General features: G+C 69.0%; 17 protein-coding genes and 1 pseudogene. 5 read left to right on the forward strand and 13 right to left on the reverse strand.

Annotated features, from left to right (window positions below; genetic code table 11):
• Nucleotides 1-72: 72 nt before the first annotated feature.
• The 5 genes and pseudogenes from O4N75_RS19465 to O4N75_RS19485 form a co-directional block, all read right to left on the reverse strand.
• A pseudogene (locus O4N75_RS19465) lies at nucleotides 73-361 on the reverse strand (GIY-YIG nuclease family protein).
• A gap of 1 nt (nucleotide 362) precedes the next feature.
• Nucleotides 363-2495: a PQQ-dependent dehydrogenase, methanol/ethanol family gene (locus O4N75_RS19470; RefSeq protein ID WP_269627081.1), complete on the reverse strand. Its 2133-nt coding sequence runs from the start codon at nucleotides 2493-2495 to the stop codon at nucleotides 363-365.
• A gap of 79 nt (nucleotides 2496-2574) precedes the next feature.
• Entirely contained in the window at nucleotides 2575-3225 is a 651-nt protein-coding gene (locus O4N75_RS19475) for a metal-dependent hydrolase (RefSeq protein WP_269627082.1), read from the reverse strand.
• Nucleotides 3226-3318: 93 nt separating this feature from the next.
• Nucleotides 3319-3531 carry a hypothetical protein gene (locus O4N75_RS19480; RefSeq protein ID WP_269627083.1) on the reverse strand — a complete coding sequence of 71 codons (213 nt, stop codon included), beginning with the start codon at nucleotides 3529-3531 and terminating at the stop codon, nucleotides 3319-3321.
• A 49-nt stretch (nucleotides 3532-3580) separates the two neighbouring features.
• Nucleotides 3581-4804: a flavin-dependent oxidoreductase gene (locus tag O4N75_RS19485; protein WP_269627084.1), complete on the reverse strand. Its 1224-nt coding sequence runs from the start codon at nucleotides 4802-4804 to the stop codon at nucleotides 3581-3583.
• Nucleotides 4805-4922: 118 nt separating this feature from the next.
• On the opposite strand from O4N75_RS19485, the gene O4N75_RS19490 reads away from it, so the two are divergent.
• A complete protein-coding gene (locus tag O4N75_RS19490; protein ID WP_269627085.1) occupies nucleotides 4923-5381 on the forward strand; it encodes a MarR family transcriptional regulator in 459 nt (152 codons plus the stop codon).
• 3 nt (nucleotides 5382-5384) lie between these two features.
• On the opposite strand, the gene O4N75_RS19495 is transcribed toward O4N75_RS19490, so the two are convergent.
• Nucleotides 5385-7589, reverse strand: a complete 2205-nt coding sequence (locus O4N75_RS19495) for a tetratricopeptide repeat protein (protein ID WP_269627086.1) — start codon at nucleotides 7587-7589, stop codon at nucleotides 5385-5387.
• 240 nt (nucleotides 7590-7829) lie between these two features.
• On the opposite strand from O4N75_RS19495, the gene O4N75_RS19500 reads away from it, so the two are divergent.
• A complete protein-coding gene (locus tag O4N75_RS19500) occupies nucleotides 7830-9323 on the forward strand; it encodes a sigma-54 dependent transcriptional regulator (RefSeq protein ID WP_269627087.1) in 1494 nt (497 codons plus the stop codon).
• Nucleotides 9324-9489: 166 nt separating this feature from the next.
• Here O4N75_RS19500 and O4N75_RS19505 read toward each other — a convergent pair whose 3' ends face one another.
• Nucleotides 9490-9792: a hypothetical protein gene (locus O4N75_RS19505; RefSeq protein WP_267233968.1), complete on the reverse strand. Its 303-nt coding sequence runs from the start codon at nucleotides 9790-9792 to the stop codon at nucleotides 9490-9492.
• Nucleotides 9789-10055 carry a DUF2312 domain-containing protein gene (locus tag O4N75_RS19510; protein ID WP_183776971.1) on the reverse strand — a complete coding sequence of 89 codons (267 nt, stop codon included), beginning with the start codon at nucleotides 10053-10055 and terminating at the stop codon, nucleotides 9789-9791. Before O4N75_RS19510 ends, O4N75_RS19505 begins: the two co-directional genes overlap by 4 nt.
• A 134-nt stretch (nucleotides 10056-10189) precedes the next feature.
• Here O4N75_RS19510 and folE point away from each other — a divergent pair, with 134 nt between their 5' ends.
• Nucleotides 10190-10774: a GTP cyclohydrolase I FolE gene (folE, locus tag O4N75_RS19515; RefSeq protein ID WP_269627088.1), complete on the forward strand. Its 585-nt coding sequence runs from the start codon at nucleotides 10190-10192 to the stop codon at nucleotides 10772-10774.
• On the opposite strand, the gene O4N75_RS19520 is transcribed toward folE, so the two are convergent.
• The 4 genes from O4N75_RS19520 to ykgO all read right to left on the reverse strand — a co-directional run bounded on the left by O4N75_RS19520 (nucleotide 10761) and on the right by ykgO (nucleotide 13514).
• Nucleotides 10761-11423, reverse strand: a complete 663-nt coding sequence (locus tag O4N75_RS19520; protein ID WP_269627089.1) for a TetR/AcrR family transcriptional regulator — start codon at nucleotides 11421-11423, stop codon at nucleotides 10761-10763. The genes folE and O4N75_RS19520 overlap by 14 nt on opposite strands.
• Before the next feature lie 25 nt (nucleotides 11424-11448).
• Nucleotides 11449-12669, reverse strand: a complete 1221-nt coding sequence (locus O4N75_RS19525) for a serine hydrolase (RefSeq protein ID WP_269627090.1) — start codon at nucleotides 12667-12669, stop codon at nucleotides 11449-11451.
• A 103-nt stretch (nucleotides 12670-12772) separates the two neighbouring features.
• Nucleotides 12773-13378, reverse strand: a complete 606-nt coding sequence (locus O4N75_RS19530) for an HAD family phosphatase (RefSeq protein ID WP_269627091.1) — start codon at nucleotides 13376-13378, stop codon at nucleotides 12773-12775.
• A 10-nt stretch (nucleotides 13379-13388) separates the two neighbouring features.
• The gene (gene ykgO, locus O4N75_RS19535; protein WP_056023006.1) at nucleotides 13389-13514 is read right to left on the reverse strand and encodes a type B 50S ribosomal protein L36; all 126 of its coding nucleotides are present in this window, start codon (nucleotides 13512-13514) and stop codon (nucleotides 13389-13391) included.
• Nucleotides 13515-13680: 166 nt separating this feature from the next.
• Here ykgO and O4N75_RS19540 point away from each other — a divergent pair, with 166 nt between their 5' ends.
• Nucleotides 13681-14961, forward strand: coding sequence for a lytic murein transglycosylase (locus O4N75_RS19540; protein ID WP_269627092.1), 1281 nt, complete (start codon nucleotides 13681-13683; stop codon nucleotides 14959-14961).
• Between the two features lie 7 nt (nucleotides 14962-14968).
• Here O4N75_RS19540 and O4N75_RS19545 read toward each other — a convergent pair whose 3' ends face one another.
• On the reverse strand, nucleotides 14969-16294 hold the full coding sequence (locus O4N75_RS19545) for an MFS transporter (RefSeq protein ID WP_269627093.1): 1326 nt from the start codon (nucleotides 16292-16294) through the stop codon (nucleotides 14969-14971).
• 125 nt (nucleotides 16295-16419) lie between these two features.
• Here O4N75_RS19545 and motA point away from each other — a divergent pair, with 125 nt between their 5' ends.
• Entirely contained in the window at nucleotides 16420-17289 is an 870-nt protein-coding gene (gene motA / locus O4N75_RS19550) for a flagellar motor stator protein MotA (protein ID WP_269627094.1), read from the forward strand.
• Nucleotides 17290-17349 lie beyond the last annotated feature (60 nt).

A 17349-nucleotide genomic window follows, 5' to 3' on the forward strand; every position in this document is an offset into this window, starting at 1 on the left:
CGCCGCCTGTTTCCCGATTGCAGCAGAAGCGGCGCAAGGGATCCTAAGCACAAGGCCTAGGATGACGAGGATTCAGGCGAGGCTGTCGCAGGGATCATCCCAATGCGGGTTCTCCCGCTCGATGAGATTGATCTTCCACTGGCGCGGCCAGCGCTTGAGCGATCTCTCCCGCTGGATCGCGTTCGAGATGTCCTCGAACGGTTCATACCAGACGAGCCGCTAGCTTGGTGAAGCCGTTATTGAGGCCCTCGCGATGCTCCCACATGCGGCGTGACAATTGGCTTGTCACGCCGATGTAGAGCGTGCCGCGCATGCGACCGATCAACATGTAGACGGCGATGTAGGCGTCGCGGCCGACCATCCTAGCTCTTGGGCGCGGCTCCTCCCTTGGTCGCCTTCGCCTCGGCCTGCACGTTGCGGGCTTCGGTCAGCACGTAGGCGCGCAGGTCCTCGGCGCCCTTGGCGTCGAAGAAGCGGCTGAAGCTGGCCATGCCGCGCTCGGCCAGCGCTCCGTCGATCAGCACCGACTTCCAGCTGTCGGCCGACAGCAACATCTGCGAGCGGCGCAGGTCGGGCAGATAGGTCCCGGTGGCGTTGGGACCGTGGCAGACCTGGCAGTTCTGGTGGAACAGGGCGAAGCCGCGCTTGGCGTCGCCGGTCGAGGTCACGCCGGTCAGGTCGAGCTCGAACTTCTCGGGACGGACGTAGGCCGGCGCCGTCGCCTTGCCGCCCAGCTTGAAGACCAGCAGCCGGCCCGGCAGCCGCGGGCGGTCGGGCAGCACGAACGGCGCCGATAGCGCCCCGGCGCCGCCGTAGCCGACCATCTGGGCGACGTACTGCTCGCCGTCGATCTCGTAGGTCATCGGCGCGGCGATGACGCCGTTGTCGGTCTGGTAGGACCAGAGCTTCTTGCCGTCGGCGGCGCTGTAGGCGGCGAACTCGCCCTGGGCCGCGCCCTGGAAGATCAGGCCGCCGCCGGTCGACAGCACGCCGGCGTTCCAGAAATAGGGGTGCTGGATCGTGAAGCGCGCCTTCTGGGCGACCGGGTCCCAGGCGATCAGCTCGCCCTTCACCATCGCCTTGAGGGCGGCGATCTGGGCCTTGTCGGTGGGCAGGGCGTTGGCCAGGAAGTCGGTGCCGACGTTCCAGCCGCCGGCGCGGTAGCTGTAGCCCTTGTCCGGCGTGTAGGCGAACGGGATCACCTGGGCCGGGATGTAGACCAGGTTTTCCTTCGGATTGAAGGCCATCGGGTGCCAGTTGTGGGCGCCGAACGGCGCGGGCACCTGCAGCGAGGGCGCGTTCTCATAGCGCACGCCGGAGTTCTCGATCGGGCGGCCGGTGGCCGGATCGACGCCCTTGGCCCAGGTGATCGGCACATAGGGCTTAGCCGAGATCAGCTCGCCGTTGGTGCGGTCGAGGACGTAGAAGAAGCCGTTCTTGGGCGCCTGCATCAGCACCTTTCGGGCGGCGCCTCCCACATTCATGTCGGCCAGGATGATGTGCTGGGTGGCGGTGTAGTCCCAGCTCTCGCCCGGCGTCGTTTGATAGTGCCAGACGTACTCGCCGGTGTCGGGCTTCAGCGCCAGGATCGAGGACAGGAACAGGTTGTCGCCCTTGCCGTCCGAGCGCTTCACGTGGTTCCAGGGCGTGCCGTTGCCGACCCCGGCATAGAGGATGTCGAGCTCGGGGTCGTAGGCCATGGCGTCCCAGACGGTGCCGCCGCCGCCGGTGGCCTTCCAGCCCTCGCCGAACCAGGTGGCCGCGCCCTTCTCCTTCATGACCTTGTCGGAGGCGGCGTTGTCGGGCTGCCCGTTCGGATTGGGCGTGGTGTAGAAGCGCCAGACCAGCTTGCCGTCATTGGCGTTGTAGGCCGACAGGTAGCCGCGCACGCCGTACTCGCCGCCGCCGTTGCCGATCAGCACCTTGTCCTTGATGACCCGCGGCGCGCCGGTGATCGTGTAGGGGCGCGAGGTGTCGGTGGTCTGGACCGACCAGACCGGCTTGCCGGTGGCCGCGTCGAGGGCGATCAGGCGGCCGTCGAGGGCGCCGACATAGACCTTGCCCTTCCAGACGGCGACGCCGCGGTTGACCACGTCGCAACAGGCGTCGAAGCCCTTCTTGCCGTCGACCTTGGGATCGTAGGACCACTTCAGCGCGCCGGTCTTGGCGTCGAAGGCGAAGACCTTGGACCAGGCGGTGGTGGTGTAGAGCACGCCGTCGACCATGACCGGCGTGGCCTCCTGGCCGCGGTCGGTGTCGAACTCGTGCATCCAGGCCAGCCCCAGCTGGCCGACGTTGCTGGCGTTGATCTTGTCGAGCGGGCTGTGGCGCTGCTCGTCATAGGTCCGCCCGTAGGAGAGCCATTCGCCGTTGCCGGCGGCCGCCGCGATCCGATCGCCGTCGACATTGCCGGCCTTGCCTGTCTCGGCCTTCTGACTGCATGCGGCCAAGACCGCCGCCACGGCGATGACCGCCGCCAGCTTCAAGCTCTTCATTGGTGCGCCTCCCTGCGGCCGTCGTCGCGCGGCCGTTTGGGAGGACTATGCGCCGATCTTCGTCGCGGACAAGGCGCCGCTAGGTGAGCCGACGCGGGCGATCCAGGGCGAAGGCGATCAGCCCCAGGACGAGGTAGACGGCCAGGGCCGCGCCGCCCACGCCGGCCGCGTCGCCGGCGCCGTCGCCCGGCATCACCATCGCGATGATCTGCACGGCCAGCAGGATGGTCATGAACACGAGCACCGGCCACAGCGAGCGCCCTTGCCGCCCCCGCACGAAGGCCCAGGCCGCCGCCCCCAAGCCCAGCAGGCCGATCTCCACCGCCTGCTCGGGAACCGGATAGTTCCAGAGCCCGAACCCGACCTTGGTCCCGCCGAGCCAGATCTGGAGGTCGGGCCGGTGCACCAGCAGGTCGCCCAGCCAGTGCGAGAACACCACCAGGGCGATGGCGATCGCCGCATCCAAGGGCAGCCGCGCGGCCCGCGCCAGCAACAGGCCCGCCAGCGACCACAGCACCACCGCCGGCAGGCTGTGGGTGAAGGGCATGTGGTAGAGGTCAAGCGTGCTGCCCGGCAGGCTGGGGTCGATGCGGGCCTTCTCAACCCCGGCCATGAGCAGCCCGGCCCAGCCGATGTCGATGGCCTGGGCGGCGATCACGTAGCTCCACAGCGGGGCGCGCGGCTCGATAGCCTTGGCGGCGAGAGAGGCGGCGTAGTGACCGACGAACATGGCGCGTGGCTCCAGTGGACCTGGCCGCCAAGGTCGAGCTTGGAGGCCGCCGGCGCAACCGCTCAAATCCAAACCCCGGCCATTCGAAAACGACTAGGCGAGGAACTCCGCCAGGGCCGCGGCGAACTGCGGCGCGGCCACAACGCCGCGGTGGTCGCCGGGCGCCAGCCGCAGCCGGGCTCCCTTGATCGCAGCGGCCAGCCGCTCGGGTCTGGCGGCCAGCGGATCGGCGTCCAGCCCGCCGCCGACGCGTCCGCCCAGGATCGGGATGAACCGCCGCCCGTGCGGCGAGGCGTCGATCGACACCAGGGCTCAAACCAGCACCTCCAGCGTCATCAGCGGGGACAGTTCCGGGTCATGCTTGCGTCTCCTCGCGGCGCAGTCCGGTCAGCACCTTGTACCGGGCGGCGATGGCCTCCAGCTCGCCGTCCGCGAACACGTCCTCGATGCGCTCGAAGCCCTGCGGCGCGCGCTCATGGGCCAGCTGCATGCATTGCTCGGGGCCGTTGCCGCGGTTGGCCACGACGATGGCGGCGGTCGGCGCCAACCGCGCCCGCTCATAGGCGGCCAGGCCGCTCTCAGGGTCCTCGGCTCCGGCGATCGCAAGAGCCAGGGCGCGGGCGTCGAGGATCGCCTGGCTCGCCCCGTTCGAGCCGATTGGATACATCGGATGGGCCGCATCGCCGAGCAGGGTCATCGCGCCATGCGTCCAGCGCGGCAGCGGATCGCGGTCGACCATCGGGTACTCATAGACCGCCTGCGCGCCGGTGATCAGGCCGGGCACGTCCAGCCAGTCGAAGCGCCAGTCCGCGAAGCGCGGCAGGAAGTCGGCCAGCACGCCGCGGCGGTTCCAGTCTTCGCGGCGCAGGCGCGCGGGCAGGCTGAGCTCGGCGATCCAGTTGATCAGCTGGCGGCCGTCGGGTTGGACCGGCCCGATCGGATAGGCGACGAACTTCTGATCCTGCCAGCCCGCCATGATCATGCTGGCGCCGCTCAGGAAGGGCGCGGCCAGGGTGGTGGCGCGCCACAGCGTGCGGCCCGAATAGACGGGCGGCCCCTCGCCCGGGAACAGCGCCGCGCGGGCGGCCGAATGGATGCCGTCGGCGGCGACGAGGATGTCGCCCTGCACCTCGAACGCCTCGCCCGAGGCCGAGATGAAAGTCACGCTCATCATGCCGCCGTCCTGGGTGAACCGCGCCAGGCGCCGATCGCAGACGATCCGCTCGGCGCCCAGCCGCGCCCGCGCCGCCGCCAGCAGCGTCGATTGCAGTGCGCCGCGCGGCAGCGAGAGCTGCGGCGTCGCGTGGCCGGCGAAGCGGCCGCGCGGCTCGCCCCAGATGCGCTGTCCCAGCCGGTTGAAATAGACCAGCTCGCGCGTGGCCACGCCCAGGGCGGTCAGCTGGTCCATCAGGCCGAGTTCGGCCAGCACCTCGCCGGCGTGCGGCAGCAGGTTGATCCCGACGCCCAGCGGCAGGACCTGCGGCGCGGCCTCGTAGACGACGACCTCGGCCCCGACGGCGTGCAGCGCCAGGGCCGCGGCCAGACCGCCGATGCCCGCACCGGCCACGATCACCTTCATCGCCATCCTCTCCGGCGCAATTTGTTATACACAATAACAATGTGGTTTTGGGCTTCAACGGCGCCGCGCGACGGGCGATGAACGCCCGTGGGGAGGCCGATACGATGAGGTCGAAGCGATGAGCCAGGACGGACGGTTCGAACCGCGGCGGCCGGGCGTCGACTACGGCGTGCTGGACGAGCTGACCGGCTACGCGCTGCGCCGGGCTCAAATCCGGATGACCGAGGCCTTCGACGCTCGCCTCGGCCCCGAGCGGATCACCACCCAGCGGTTCTCGGCCCTGGTGCTGATCAACGCCAATCCTGGCCTCAAGCAGACCCGACTGGCTTCGCTCATGGGGATCGCGCGCTCCGGCGCGCTGGCGATCGTCGACGCCCTGGCCGCCCAGGGCCTGATCGAGCGGAGACCCGCGCCGGGCGACCGCCGCGCGCAGGCGCTGCATTTGACCGACCAGGGCCGCGCGCGGCTGCCGCAGATCATGCGGCTGGTGCGTGAACACGACCGCGAGCTGACGCAGGGTTTCAGCCCCGAGGAGATCGCCGTCCTGCGCGCGCTGCTCGAGCGCATCCGCACCTAGCGGCTACGAGCTCGGCGCTGGGGCGGCGGCCGGCGGGGCGTTGGATTGCAGGGCCGTGCGCATCTCGCGATCGTCGGCCTCGACCTCGCGGATCATCGCGCGGAAACGCGGGTCTGAGCGGATCTGCGCCATCATCGGATAGGCGTCCAGCCGGATGAACAGGTCCAGGTCGTAGATCGAGCGATAGCCGCTATCGATGGCGGCGCGCAGTTCGGCCAGGGCCCGATCGCGGTCGTCCAGCATCACATAGGCTTTCACCCGGGCGATCCGCCGCGCATTGGGCTGGCGCAAGCCGGGCTTGGGCTCGGTGGCGACGAGCATGGCCAGGAGCACGCGGCGGGCCTGCCCCTTGTCGCCGGTCCGGTCGATCACGAAGGCCGCGTCCACCGCCTCGTTGGCCAGCCGCGTGGAGACCTTGGGCGACGGAGTGAACAGCTCGGGCGACATCACCAACCACTGCGCCCGCGCCTGGTCGTACTGGCCCAGCTGCGAGGAGGCGAGCGCCAGCCCGCTGCGCCAGAGCGGATCGGCCTCCGGCTCGGCCAGCTTGGCGCGCGACAGGGCCGCCAGCCCCTCGAAGTCGCCGGCGACGATCAGGCGTACGGCCTGGGCCACCGGCCCCACCACCGGATGGCCCGTCCACGGCGCCAGCGCCCCGTCCGCCTCGGCCGGCAGGCCGAGATTATAGTAGAGGTTGGCGAGCTGGATCGACGACGACGGGTCGGTCTGCGGCGCGGCGGCCATGCGGTACCAGATCACCGCCTGGTCCAGGCGACCCTGCTCGATCAGCACGTCGCCGAGCTGTTCCTTGGAGTCGACGAACTCCGGGAACAGTTCGATGTTGGCGCGCAGCCGCTGCTCGGCCTCGTCCAGGCGCCCGGTGGCCGCCAGCGACCCGGCCAGGGCGTTGTTGGCGATGCGGTCGAGCGGGTCGATCTCCAGAGCCCGGCGCAGATAGGTCACCGCCTCCTGCGGTCGCCGCGCGGCGATGTAGTCGCCATAGAGGCTGAGCGCCTCGGGATCGCGCGGCGCCAGGTCGGCGGCGCGCTTGTAGGCGGCCTCGGCGTCTATTTCGGCTTGCGCAGAGCCTTCGCGGATGAAGCGGATCGCCCCGACCATGCCCTTGGCGATGTACGCGGTCGACGACTGGGGATCGAGCTCCAGCGCCTTGGCGATCTGCGCCTCGGCGCTGCGCACGGCCGGCGTGAAGTCGCCCTCCAGGTGGTTCTGGGCCAGATAGGCGGTGGCGTAGGCGTAGGCCGCGCGGACCTCGGCGTTGTCCGGCTCCATCTCGATCAGCCGGCGATAGATCGCCTGCGCCGCCATCACGTGGTCCTTGCCGCGCCGGCGCAGCTGGCCCTTGGCGACCACTTCCAGACGATAGGCTTCCGGGTCGCGCAGCGCCTGCCGCCCGCTCGCCGCCTCGCCGCCGCCGGCGCGCAGCTCGGCTTTGAGCGCAGTCGCCACGCCGTCGGCGATCTCGCTCTGGATCGCGAAGGCGTCGTTCATCGGCCGGTCGTAGGTCTCCGACCACAGGTGGAAGCCGTTCTTGACGCTGACCAGTTGGCAGGTGACCCGCAGCCGGTCGCCGGAGCGCCGCACGCTGCCCTCGACCACATGGGCGACGTTGAGCTTCTTGCCGATCTCTCGGACGTCCTCATTCTTGCCCTTGAAGTAGAAGGCCGAGGTGCGGCCGGCGACCTTCAGGTCCGGCACCTGGGCCAGGCTGTTGGTGACCTCTTCGGTCAGGCCGTCGGCGAAGTATTCCGAATCCTTGGCGGCGCTGAAGTTGGCGAACGGCAGCACGGCCACCGACTTGCTGGGCGCGCCCGCCAGGCTGGGCCCGTCGCGCAGCGAGCCGGCCAGCCCGACGGCGCTGGCGACGAAGATCACCACGCCTGCGCCGATCGCCGCCAGCGCGGTCCAGTCCATCCAGTTCATGCGCTTGGGGGCGTCGTCGCCGACCATCCGGGTGCGGCGGATGGTTCCGTCGGGCGCGAGCTCGAACGCCCAGGTCGCCAGCAGGGTCAGCGGCAGGCCGACGGCCAGCAGCATCAGGGTGGCGACCGACAGCCACTTGGGCAGTTCGAGGGTTTCGAAGACCGTCTTGGCGACCTGGAACACGCCCCAGGCGGTGACCGTGTAGACGCCGGCCACGCGCACGACGTTGCGCGTCTTCAGTTCGTTGAGGAAGCGCCGAAGATTCAACTCAGCCCACTCCTACCCACTCACGAGTACGCGTCAGACGAGTCCCGGACGAAGCTGAACACAGAACCGGGTTATTCGGAAGTCGAGAGCTGGCGCTTGGCCGACCGGCCGTTAACCCCCGACTCAGGACTCCGAAACCCCGCCTTTACCCCGCCCATGTATCAATCCGGACCAACAAGAGCCTCGTTCGACCAAGCCATCGGCGAAACGAGCGTCCGATTCCAGGTGTGGGTGTTTCAAATGACCAAGACGGTCCTCGTCGTCGATGACGACCCGACCCAGCGCCGGCTGATCCAGGCCGTGCTGGAACGCGAAGGCTTCGCCGTGGCTCATGCCGAGAACGGCGATGCGGCGATCGCGCGCCTGCAGTCCGGCGCCCCGACGGACATTATCCTGCTTGACCTCGTCATGCCCGGCATGAGCGGCCAGGACACCCTGAAGGAGATGCGCGCGCGCAACTTCGCCCAGCCGGTGATCGTGCTGACCGCCACCGGCGGCATCGACACCGTCGTCCAGGCCATGCAGGCCGGGGCCAGCGACTTCTTCATCAAGCCGGCCAGCCCGGAACGGATCATCGTCTCGATCCGCAACGCGCTGTCCATGGGCGCGCTGAAGGGCGAGGTCGACCGGCTGAAGAAGCACGCCACCGGCCGCACCAGCTTCGCCGACATGGTCGGAAACTCGCCGGCCATGACCATGGTCAAACGCATGGGCGAGCGGGCCGCCAAGTCCTCGATCCCGATCCTGATCACCGGCGAGAGCGGCGTCGGCAAGGAAGTCATCGCCCGCGCGGTGCACGGCTCGTCCGACCGCGCCGGCAAGCCGTTCGTCGCGGTCAACTGCGGCGCCCTGCCCGAGAACCTGGTCGAGAGCATCCTGTTCGGCCATGAGAAGGGCAGCTTCACCGGCGCGACCGACAAGCACCTGGGCAAGTTCCAGGAGGCCAACGGCGGCACCCTGTTCCTCGACGAGGTCGGCGAGCTGCCGCTGGACATGCAGGTCAAGCTGCTGCGCGCCCTGCAGGAGAGCGAGATCGACCCGATCGGCTCCAAGCGTTCGATCAAGGTCGACGTTCGGATCGTCTCGGCGACCAACCGCGACCCGGCCCAGGCGGTGAAGGAAGGCCTGTTCCGCGAGGACCTGTTCTATCGCCTCAACGTGTTCCCGATCGAGGCCCCGGCCCTGCGCGAGCGGCGCGAGGACATCCCGGCCCTGGTCGACCACTTCATCCGCCGCTTCAATGTCGAGGAGGGCAAGACCGTGGTCGGCGCCTCGGCCGAAACCCTGGCCTTCCTGACGGCCTACGACTGGCCCGGCAACGTGCGCCAGCTGGAGAACGCGGTCTATCGCGCCATCGTGCTGGCCGACGCGCCCTATCTGCAGCCGTTCGACTTCCCGGCCATTTCGGGCGTCGCCGCGCCGCCGCCCGAAGCGATCGAGCCGGTCGCCAGCCAGCGGCCAGTCAGCCTGCCGACCGCCGAGCAGCTGGTCGCCGAGATGCCGGCCGACGCGCCGGTGCGCATCCTCGACCACCGCGGCCACCTGCGGACGCTGGAAGAGATCGAGCGCGACCTGATCGCGTTGGCCATCGAGATCTATGCCGGCCACATGAGCGAGGTGGCCCGCCGCCTCGGCATCGGTCGCTCGACCCTCTACCGCAAGGTCCGCGAGCAGGGGCTGGAGGACGCGGTGAAAGGCGCCGGCGGCGAGGAAAACGCCAGCGCGGTGGCTTAGCGCAAGCTAAAAGCTGTCATCCCGGAAGCCGCGGAGCGGCTGTCCGGGTCCCATGAACACCGGATGCTTCAGGTTGCTGCGCAGCCCTGCCTCATTCCGCCAGCGCGGCGCGAATGGGTCCCGGTCTTCGGCTGCGCCGAAACCGGGATGACACCCCGGTTCGAGTTCAATCTTCCGAATACGGCTTGGGTCGCCGCCGGAAGGGCTTCTTCTCGCCCTTCGCCTTGGCGGCGATCTCCTTGAGCTTCACGGCCTGCATGACCGAGAGCGCCTCGCCCGCGCCGCCCTTTTCCGGGTCGCCGAAGGCGCGGCCGTAGGTCTTCACGCGGTCCTCGACCGAGCCGAGGAACTCCCCCTCCCAGTCGGAAAGCTCGACCTGCGCGCGCTCGGCCTGGCGGCGAACGCGCTTCAGGGCGCTCAGCGCGGCCCGCTTGGCCTGCGCCTTCCGATCTGGCGGGGACCGCTTCAAATCTCTCCAATGGCGGAAAGGTAGAGGTCGAGGATCGCCTCTTCCTCCAGCCGCTTGGCGCGGTCCTGCTTGCGGATGCGGACCACCTTGCGCAGCACCTTGACGTCGAAGCCGTTGCCCTTGGCCTCGGCGAAGACCTCTTTGATCTGCTCGGCGATCTCGGTCTTCTCCTGCTCGAGGCGCTCGATGCGCTCGATGATGCTCTTGAGCTGGCCCTGGGCGGCCTGGTTCAGGATATCGCCGTGGGAATTGTCGTCGGACATGGGCTTAAGCGTCTCACAGCTCGAGGGTTGCGGAAAGGCGGCGGAAACTAGCGGCGAGACCGGCCCCTGTCATCCGCCCTGCTGAACCTTCGCCTTGACTGGCCGTTGAGACGGATCGACGCGGAGATTTCGCCATGGCCCATTCACGCACCCGTCCGAGCCGCAGCGAGGCCGAGGCCGCGGTCCGGACCCTGATCGAGTGGGCCGGCGACGACCCCGACCGCGAGGGCCTGCTCGACACCCCGGGCCGCGTGGTCCGCGCCTACGAGGAGCTGTTTTCCGGCTACGGGAGCGATCCGCGGGAGTATCTGGAGCGCACCTTCGAGGAGGTCGCCGGCTATGACGAACTGGTGGTGCTGCGCGACATCCGGGTGGTCAGCTTCTGCGAGCACCACATGCTGCCGTTCCTGGGCAAGGCGCATGTCGGCTATTTGCCGTCCGACCGGGTGGTCGGGATCTCCAAGCTGGCGCGCGTGGTGCACGGCTTCGCCCGGCGGCTGCAAATCCAGGAGAAGCTGACCTCCGAGATCGCTGGCGCGATCCACGACATCCTGCAGCCCAGGGGCGTCGGGGTCGTGATCGTCTCCGAGCACAGCTGCATGACCATGCGCGGGGTCAACACCCCCGGTTCGCGCCTGACCACCAGCAGCCTGACCGGGGTGATCCGCGACGACCCGCGGACCCGCCAGGAGTTCCTCGAGTTCGTCAGGAACGGCTGAACGCGCGGCGCGGCGCGTAGGGCGGCGGCGGCGGCGCGCCGCCCTCCAGCGCCGGGGCCAGCAGCGCGATGACGGTCTCGATCAGCCGCTCGACGCCCTGCGGCAGGCGCGCCTGGGCGACCGTCCAGTACCGCCAGGTCACCGAGTCCAGATAGTAGGCGTAGATCGCCAGGTCGAAGAGCGCCTCGTCCGGCCAGGGGGAGCCAAAGCGCTTGAGCTGGGCCACGACGCCGTCGGCCAGCGCCTGGGCGTGCATCGGCTCGACATCGGCCAGCAGCGGGAAGTGCTCGAAGGCCGCGCTCATCGACAGGCCGTAGCCGACGGCCTCCTCGCGCGCCTTGATCTGGCCGATCCAGCGCCGGAAGAAGGCCCGCCAGTCGGTTTCGCCGTCGTCCTGGGCCGAGGCCGCCTCGCCGCGAATCTCGGCCAGCCGCGCCTCGTAGAGCGCCAGGACGATGGCCTCCTTGTTCGGGAAGTACTGGTAGATCGAGCCGACCGAGACACCGGACTCCGCGGCGATCGCCGGAGTGGTCAGGGCGGCCGGCCCATCGCGGTTCAAGATCGCCTGGGTGGCGTCGAGCACCCGCTGGATACGGGCCTTGGCCCGCGCCTGGGTGGGCAGCTTGCGAGGGGTGAGTGTCGCGCTCATCACCCCTCTCCTAGCACGCTGCGGCTCACTGCGCCTGGGGCTGGGCCTGGGGCTGGGCCCGCAGGCTGGCGCCCAGCGCCTCGAACATCGCGAAGGTCTCCAGCGCCATCGGATCGTCCCAGGCTGCGGTCCAGGCGCTGGTCTTCACCACCACCAGGTCGAGCTGCGGATTAACCATCAGGAACTGGCCGTAGATGCCTTCGCCCGTGAAGGCGCGGTCGGCGCCCGGGATCAGCCACCACTGGTAGCCGTAGCCCAGCGGCCCGTCGCCCAGCTTGCCGTACTGCACCTGCGGCCGCTGCGGCTGGGTGGCGAGCGCGATCCAGCCCTTGGGCAGCACCTGGCGGCCGCCGACCATGCCGTCGTGGGCGGCCAGATAGCCGAAGCGGGCGTAGTCGCGCAGGCGGATCACCAGGCCGCCGGCTGCGACCTCGCGGCCGGCGTCGCCCGGCTGGTCGAGGATCCAGCGCGCCTCGGCTTCGGCGCCCATCGGCTTCCAGAGCTTCTCGGTCATGTAGTCGGCCGGGCGCACGCCGGTGGCCTTGGCCAGCAGGGCGCCGAGGATCTCGGTGTCGGCGCTGGCGTAGTTGAACTTCGCGCCCGGTGCATGGGCCGACTTGAACTGGCGCGAATAGTCGTAGAGGCCGCCCTGGTTGGCGTCGAAGCGCCCGAGAAAGCCTGCGATCCCCGACTTGGCGCTGGTGTATTCCTCGTCAAACTCGGTGCCGGACGACATCTCCAGCACGTCCTTGATCGTGGTCTTCTCGTAGGCCCCGCCCTTGAGGTCCGGCAGGTAGTCGATCATGCGGTCGTCGAGGCTGCGAATCTTGCCCTCGGCCAGGGCGATGCCGATCAGGGTCGAGACGAACGACTTGCCCACCGAGAACGAGATGAAGCGGCTGTCGGGCGAGGCGCCCATGTAATAGCGCTCGTGCAGGATCTGGTCGCCGCGCAGGATCAGCAGGCCGCTGGTGCGGGTGTCGGCGGCGAAGTCCTCGAGGGTCTTGGTCTTGCCGTTGTAGGTGTAGGTGAAGGCCAACGGCGCGGTCGGCTCCTTCAGCGGCAGGGCCGCGGCCGGCGGCGCGATCCGCCGCGAGGGGAACAGCTCCTCCATGTTGTGGAAGGCGCCGGGCGCGTTGGCCGGCTCGCCCCAGGTGCCGCGCACCCCGACGCGTTCCTGCGCTGCGGCCCCGCCAGCCGCCATCATGACCAGCGCCGCCGCGCCGGCCGCAATCTTCCTGCCCATCGCCTTCCCCGTTCGCCATGGAGGCCCTGCTGGCCTCGCTTGATACAAATATGAACTAACATTCATATATTTGGCAATAGGGCGCTTGGCGGAAGGCGCGAGGCTAGAGCAGTCCGCGGGCTTCCAGCGCCGGACGTATCGCGGCCGGGTCGGTGAAGTGATGGGCGTCGAAGCCGAACTCACGGGCGCTCGCGATATTCGCCGCCGAGTCGTCGAAGAAGAGGACGTCAGCGGGGGCCAGCCCGAACTGCTCGCACGCCTGGGCGTAGAAGCGCGGATCGGGCTTGATCAGCTTCACATGGGCCGAGACCACATAGTCGGCGAGCCGCTTGAAGGCCGGGCTCATCGCGACCGTCCCCGGGAAGGTCTCGTGCGACATGTTGGTCGCGCCGTATTGCGGCACCCCAGCGGCGTGCAGGGCTTCGATGGCCGCCTCGGTCTCGGGGATCGGGCCCGAGAACATGTCCCACCACCGGGTCTCCCAGGCGTGGATGGCGTCGGCGTATTCGGGAAACTGCGCCAGGAGCGGCGCGCGGTTGTCCTCGAACGTCACCCCGAGGTCGTGGGCGACATGCCACGCCATGTTGCAGACATGGGAAAGGAACCGGTCGCATTCGGCCGGTTCCTTGAAGAACTCTTGGTAAAGCGTGCGCGGATTCCAGCGCACGATCACATTACCGATGTCCCAGAGGACGGCCCTGGGAGCCATCCTCGTCGCCTCAGCCTTGCTTGGCTTTGAAGCGCGGGTCGGTTTTGTTGATGACGTAGACCACGCCCTTGCGACGCACGAGCTTGCAGTCGCGGTGGCGAGTCTTGAGCGACTTAAGCGAGCTTCTGACCTTCATGGACCTATCTCAGGGCTCCGGACCGGGTCCGGCGGGTTATCTACAGAGCGGGCGCGTATACGGGCCGGGGCCCGAAGAGTCAACGCTGCAGCCGCGCCGACATGGTCGCAGCGCCCTCGCGGCCTTGTGATTGAGGCCTGGACGGGGCACGGCTAGGTTGCTCCATATGGACCGTCGCCTGCTTCTTGTCTTGTTCCTCGCCGGCTGCGCCGGTCCCGCCCCGCCGCCGCCGACGCACACGCCGCCGCCGGCCCCGACGCCTGCGCCGCCCCCTGCTGTAGCGGCTCCGGTCGCGCCGGCCTCTTCAGGCGACGCAGACTATGACGCCTGGCGCAGCGGGTTCCGCGGCCGCGCGATCGCCGCCGGCCTGCCCGGGGCGCTGGTCGACCGCGAGATGGCCGGATTGACGCCCAACCCGCGCGTGATCAGCCTGGACTCGGCCCAGCCGGAATTCTCCAAGCCGATCGGCGCCTATGTGAACGGCGTGATCAGCGCCGACCGCATCGCCCGCGGCCAGCGCTATCGCAACGACCTGCCGTTCTGGCCCGAGGTCGAACAGCGCTTCGGCGTCCCGCGCGACATCCTGATCGCCGTCTGGGCCATGGAGAGCGCGTTCGGCGCAGTGCAGGGCGACTTCGATGTCGTCCGCTCGATGTCCAGCCTGGCCTATCACGGCCGCCGCCGCGCCTGGGCCGAGGGCGAACTGATCGCCACCCTGAAGATCATCCAGTCGGGCGAGGCCGGCCGCGCCCAGCTGAAGGGGTCGTGGGCCGGGGCCATGGGCCAGACCCAGTTCCTGCCCTCGAACTACATCTCGACCGCCGTCGACGGCGACGGCGACGGCAAGCGCGACATCTGGGGCTCGCCGAACGACGCCCTGGCCTCGGCCGCCAACCTACTGGCCAAGGGCGGCTGGGTCCGCGGCCAGGCCTGGGCGCGGGAAGTGACCCTGCCGGCGGGCTTCGACTACAGCCTCACCGAGGGGCCCAAGGAGGCGCCGGCCTATTGGGAAGGCCTGGGCGTCAAGCCGGCCGACGGGCGCCCCTGGACGGCGGCCGAGCAGGCGCCGGGACAGCTGGTCGCGCCAGCCGGCGCTGACGGTCCGATTTTCCTGCTGTTCCCCAACCACTTCGCGATCCGCAAGTACAACAACTCCACGGCCTACGCCCTGGGCATCGGGCTGCTGGCCGACGCCTTCGCCGGCGGCGCGCCGCTGGTGAAGCCCTGGCCCGTGGAGACGCCGCTGGCGATCAGCGACCGCATCGGGGCGCAGACCGCCCTGGCCAAGCTGGGCTTCAACCCCGGCTCGCCGGACGGGGTGGTGGGCGTCAACACCCGCACCGCCCTGCGCGCCTGGCAGAAGTCGCGCGGCCTGGTCGCCGACGGCTACCTGTCGATGGAAATGGTGCGGCGGCTGAACGTCGAAGCCGGCGCGCTGCCGAACTGAGGGCGAGCTAGACCCCGCCCTCGTCGCTCTTTTCCAGGGTCGCCATGGCCGCGTCGGCGCGGGTCGCCGGCTGCGGGTGCGCGTTGCGCAGCTGCGGATTGCGGAAGGCGTAGATCAGCATCAGCAGCATCAGCCCGCCGCAGAGGATGAAGGGCGCCGGGGCGATCCGCTCGTAGAGCCAGACGAAAAACGGGGCGAGCACGACGTTCACCCCGTTCACCGCGGCGATGGCCCCAGCGACGCGCGCCTGCTCATGCATGCCGACCGCGAGCGACGAGCCGGCGGTGAAGCCCGGCCGCGCCAGGCCGAAGCCGAGGCTGGAGATCGCGTAGCCGGCCACCACCGCCCCATAGGTCGGCTGGAAGGCGACGATGACGTTGCCGAGCGCGGCGACGGCCACGCCCCAGCGCAGCAACTGGCGCGGGGTCATCTCGAACATCCGGATGATGCCCCACTGGGCGAGCAATCCGGCCATGGCCCCGAACATCATGGCGATGGCGATGAAGCCCTGCGCCTGCAGCGGCGAGAGTTGGAGCTTGTCGATGATCAGGAAGCCGAGGGTCTGGCCCTGGGCGGTCTGGCAGACCGCGACGATGAACCCGTAGATCAGGAACGGCGTGACCCGCGGGTCGCGCCACATCGGCTTTTCCTTGGTCGCGTCGCCGCCGGTGGCGTCCTTGGCGATCTCCGCCCTCACCGGCGCGACCGGCATATGCTTGCTTTCCGGCAGGAACTTCCAGACCACGAAGAGCATGACGCCCGCCAACAGGGCGAACCCGAACATGGGGCCCGACAGGCCGATCAGCGGCAGCACGAACAGCGGCGCGACGAACGGCCCGATGACCGTGCCCAGGCCGAAGGCGCCAGCCAGGCTCGACATCGACTGCGTGCGTTTCTCGGGGGGCGTATGCTCGGCGACATAGGCCTGGGTCGCCGGGTTGGAGGCTGCGCCGAACAGGCCGAACAGCGCCCGTGCAAACAGGAAACAGATGAAGATCACCATCGGCGCGGCCAGCTTGTGCAGCCCGGCCAGCACCACCAGGGCGCAGGCGATCATCGAGAACATGAAGCCCGAAAGCCCGATCAGCATCAACGGCTTGCGGCCGTGACGATCGGAGGCGCGGGCCCACCACGGCGAGGAAAACGCCCAGAGCAACGCCGACAGTGAGAAGATCGCGGCGACCATCGGATCGGGAATGCCGATCGAACGTCCGATCGCCGGGAGCACCGAGATCATCCCGGTGTTCCCCATCGCGGTCACCAGCGAGACGCCGAAGATGATGGCGAATGTCTTCTTGGGCAGGCCTTCCTGCTCTTCGGCGGACTTGGGCATGGAAGGGCTGTTAAGCCGTGCCGTCGGGATGCGCAAACCTCAAAGCGCACAAGGGCCGCGCACACCGGACATTAAGCATTAACGGCCATGCTCGGCGCTGAATTCCGCGGGGACCGCCACTTCCAATGTTTCAGATCATCGGCATCGTGCTGCTCTTCGCGCTGGTGTTCGGCAGCTACATCATCTCGGGCGGCAATATGGGCGTGATCATGCACGCCCTGCCCCATGAAATGATGGCGATCGGGGGCGCGGGCGTCGCGGCCTTCCTGATCTCGAACTCGGTCCCGGTGATCAAGGCCTCGCTCGGCGGCTTCGGCAAGGTGTTCGCCGGCCCGAAGTGGAAGGCGGCCGACTACCGCGACCTGCTGTCGTTGCTGTTCCTGCTCACCAAGACCATGAAGTCCAAGGGCGTGATCGCCCTGGAAAGCCACATCGAGAATCCGAAGGAGAGCACGATCTTCTCGCGCTTCCCGAAGATCATGAAGGACCACTTCGCCATCGACTTCATCTGCGACACCCTGCGGATGATGACCATGAACCTCGAGGACCCGCACCAGGTCGAGGACGCCATGGAAAAGCAGCTTGAGAAGCACCACCACGAGGCGCTGGCCCCGGCCGGCGCGCTGCAGAACCTGGCGGACGCCCTGCCCGCCCTCGGCATCGTCGCGGCCGTGCTCGGGGTCATCAAGACCATGGGCTCGATCACCGAGCCGCCGGAAGTGCTGGGCGGCATGATCGGCGGCGCGCTGGTCGGCACCTTCCTCGGCGTGTTCCTGGCCTACGGTCTGGTCGGCCCCTTCGCCGCGCGGCTGAAGGAGATCATCGAGGAAGAGGGCTCGTTCTACAAAATCATCCAGTCGGTGCTGGTCGCCCACCTGCACGGCAACGCCGCCCAGATCTCGGTCGAGATCGGCCGCGGCAGCGTGCCCTCGGGCGCGCAGCCGAGCTTCCTGGAGTTGGAAGAAGCCCTGTCGGCGATCCCCGCCGAGGCGTAACGCCACCAAACTGCTCCCCCCGGGGGAGCTGTCGGCCATATGGCCGACCTCCCCGGCAGG

The organism is Phenylobacterium sp. NIBR 498073, from assembly GCF_027286305.1.
Classification (GTDB): domain Bacteria; phylum Pseudomonadota; class Alphaproteobacteria; order Caulobacterales; family Caulobacteraceae; genus Phenylobacterium.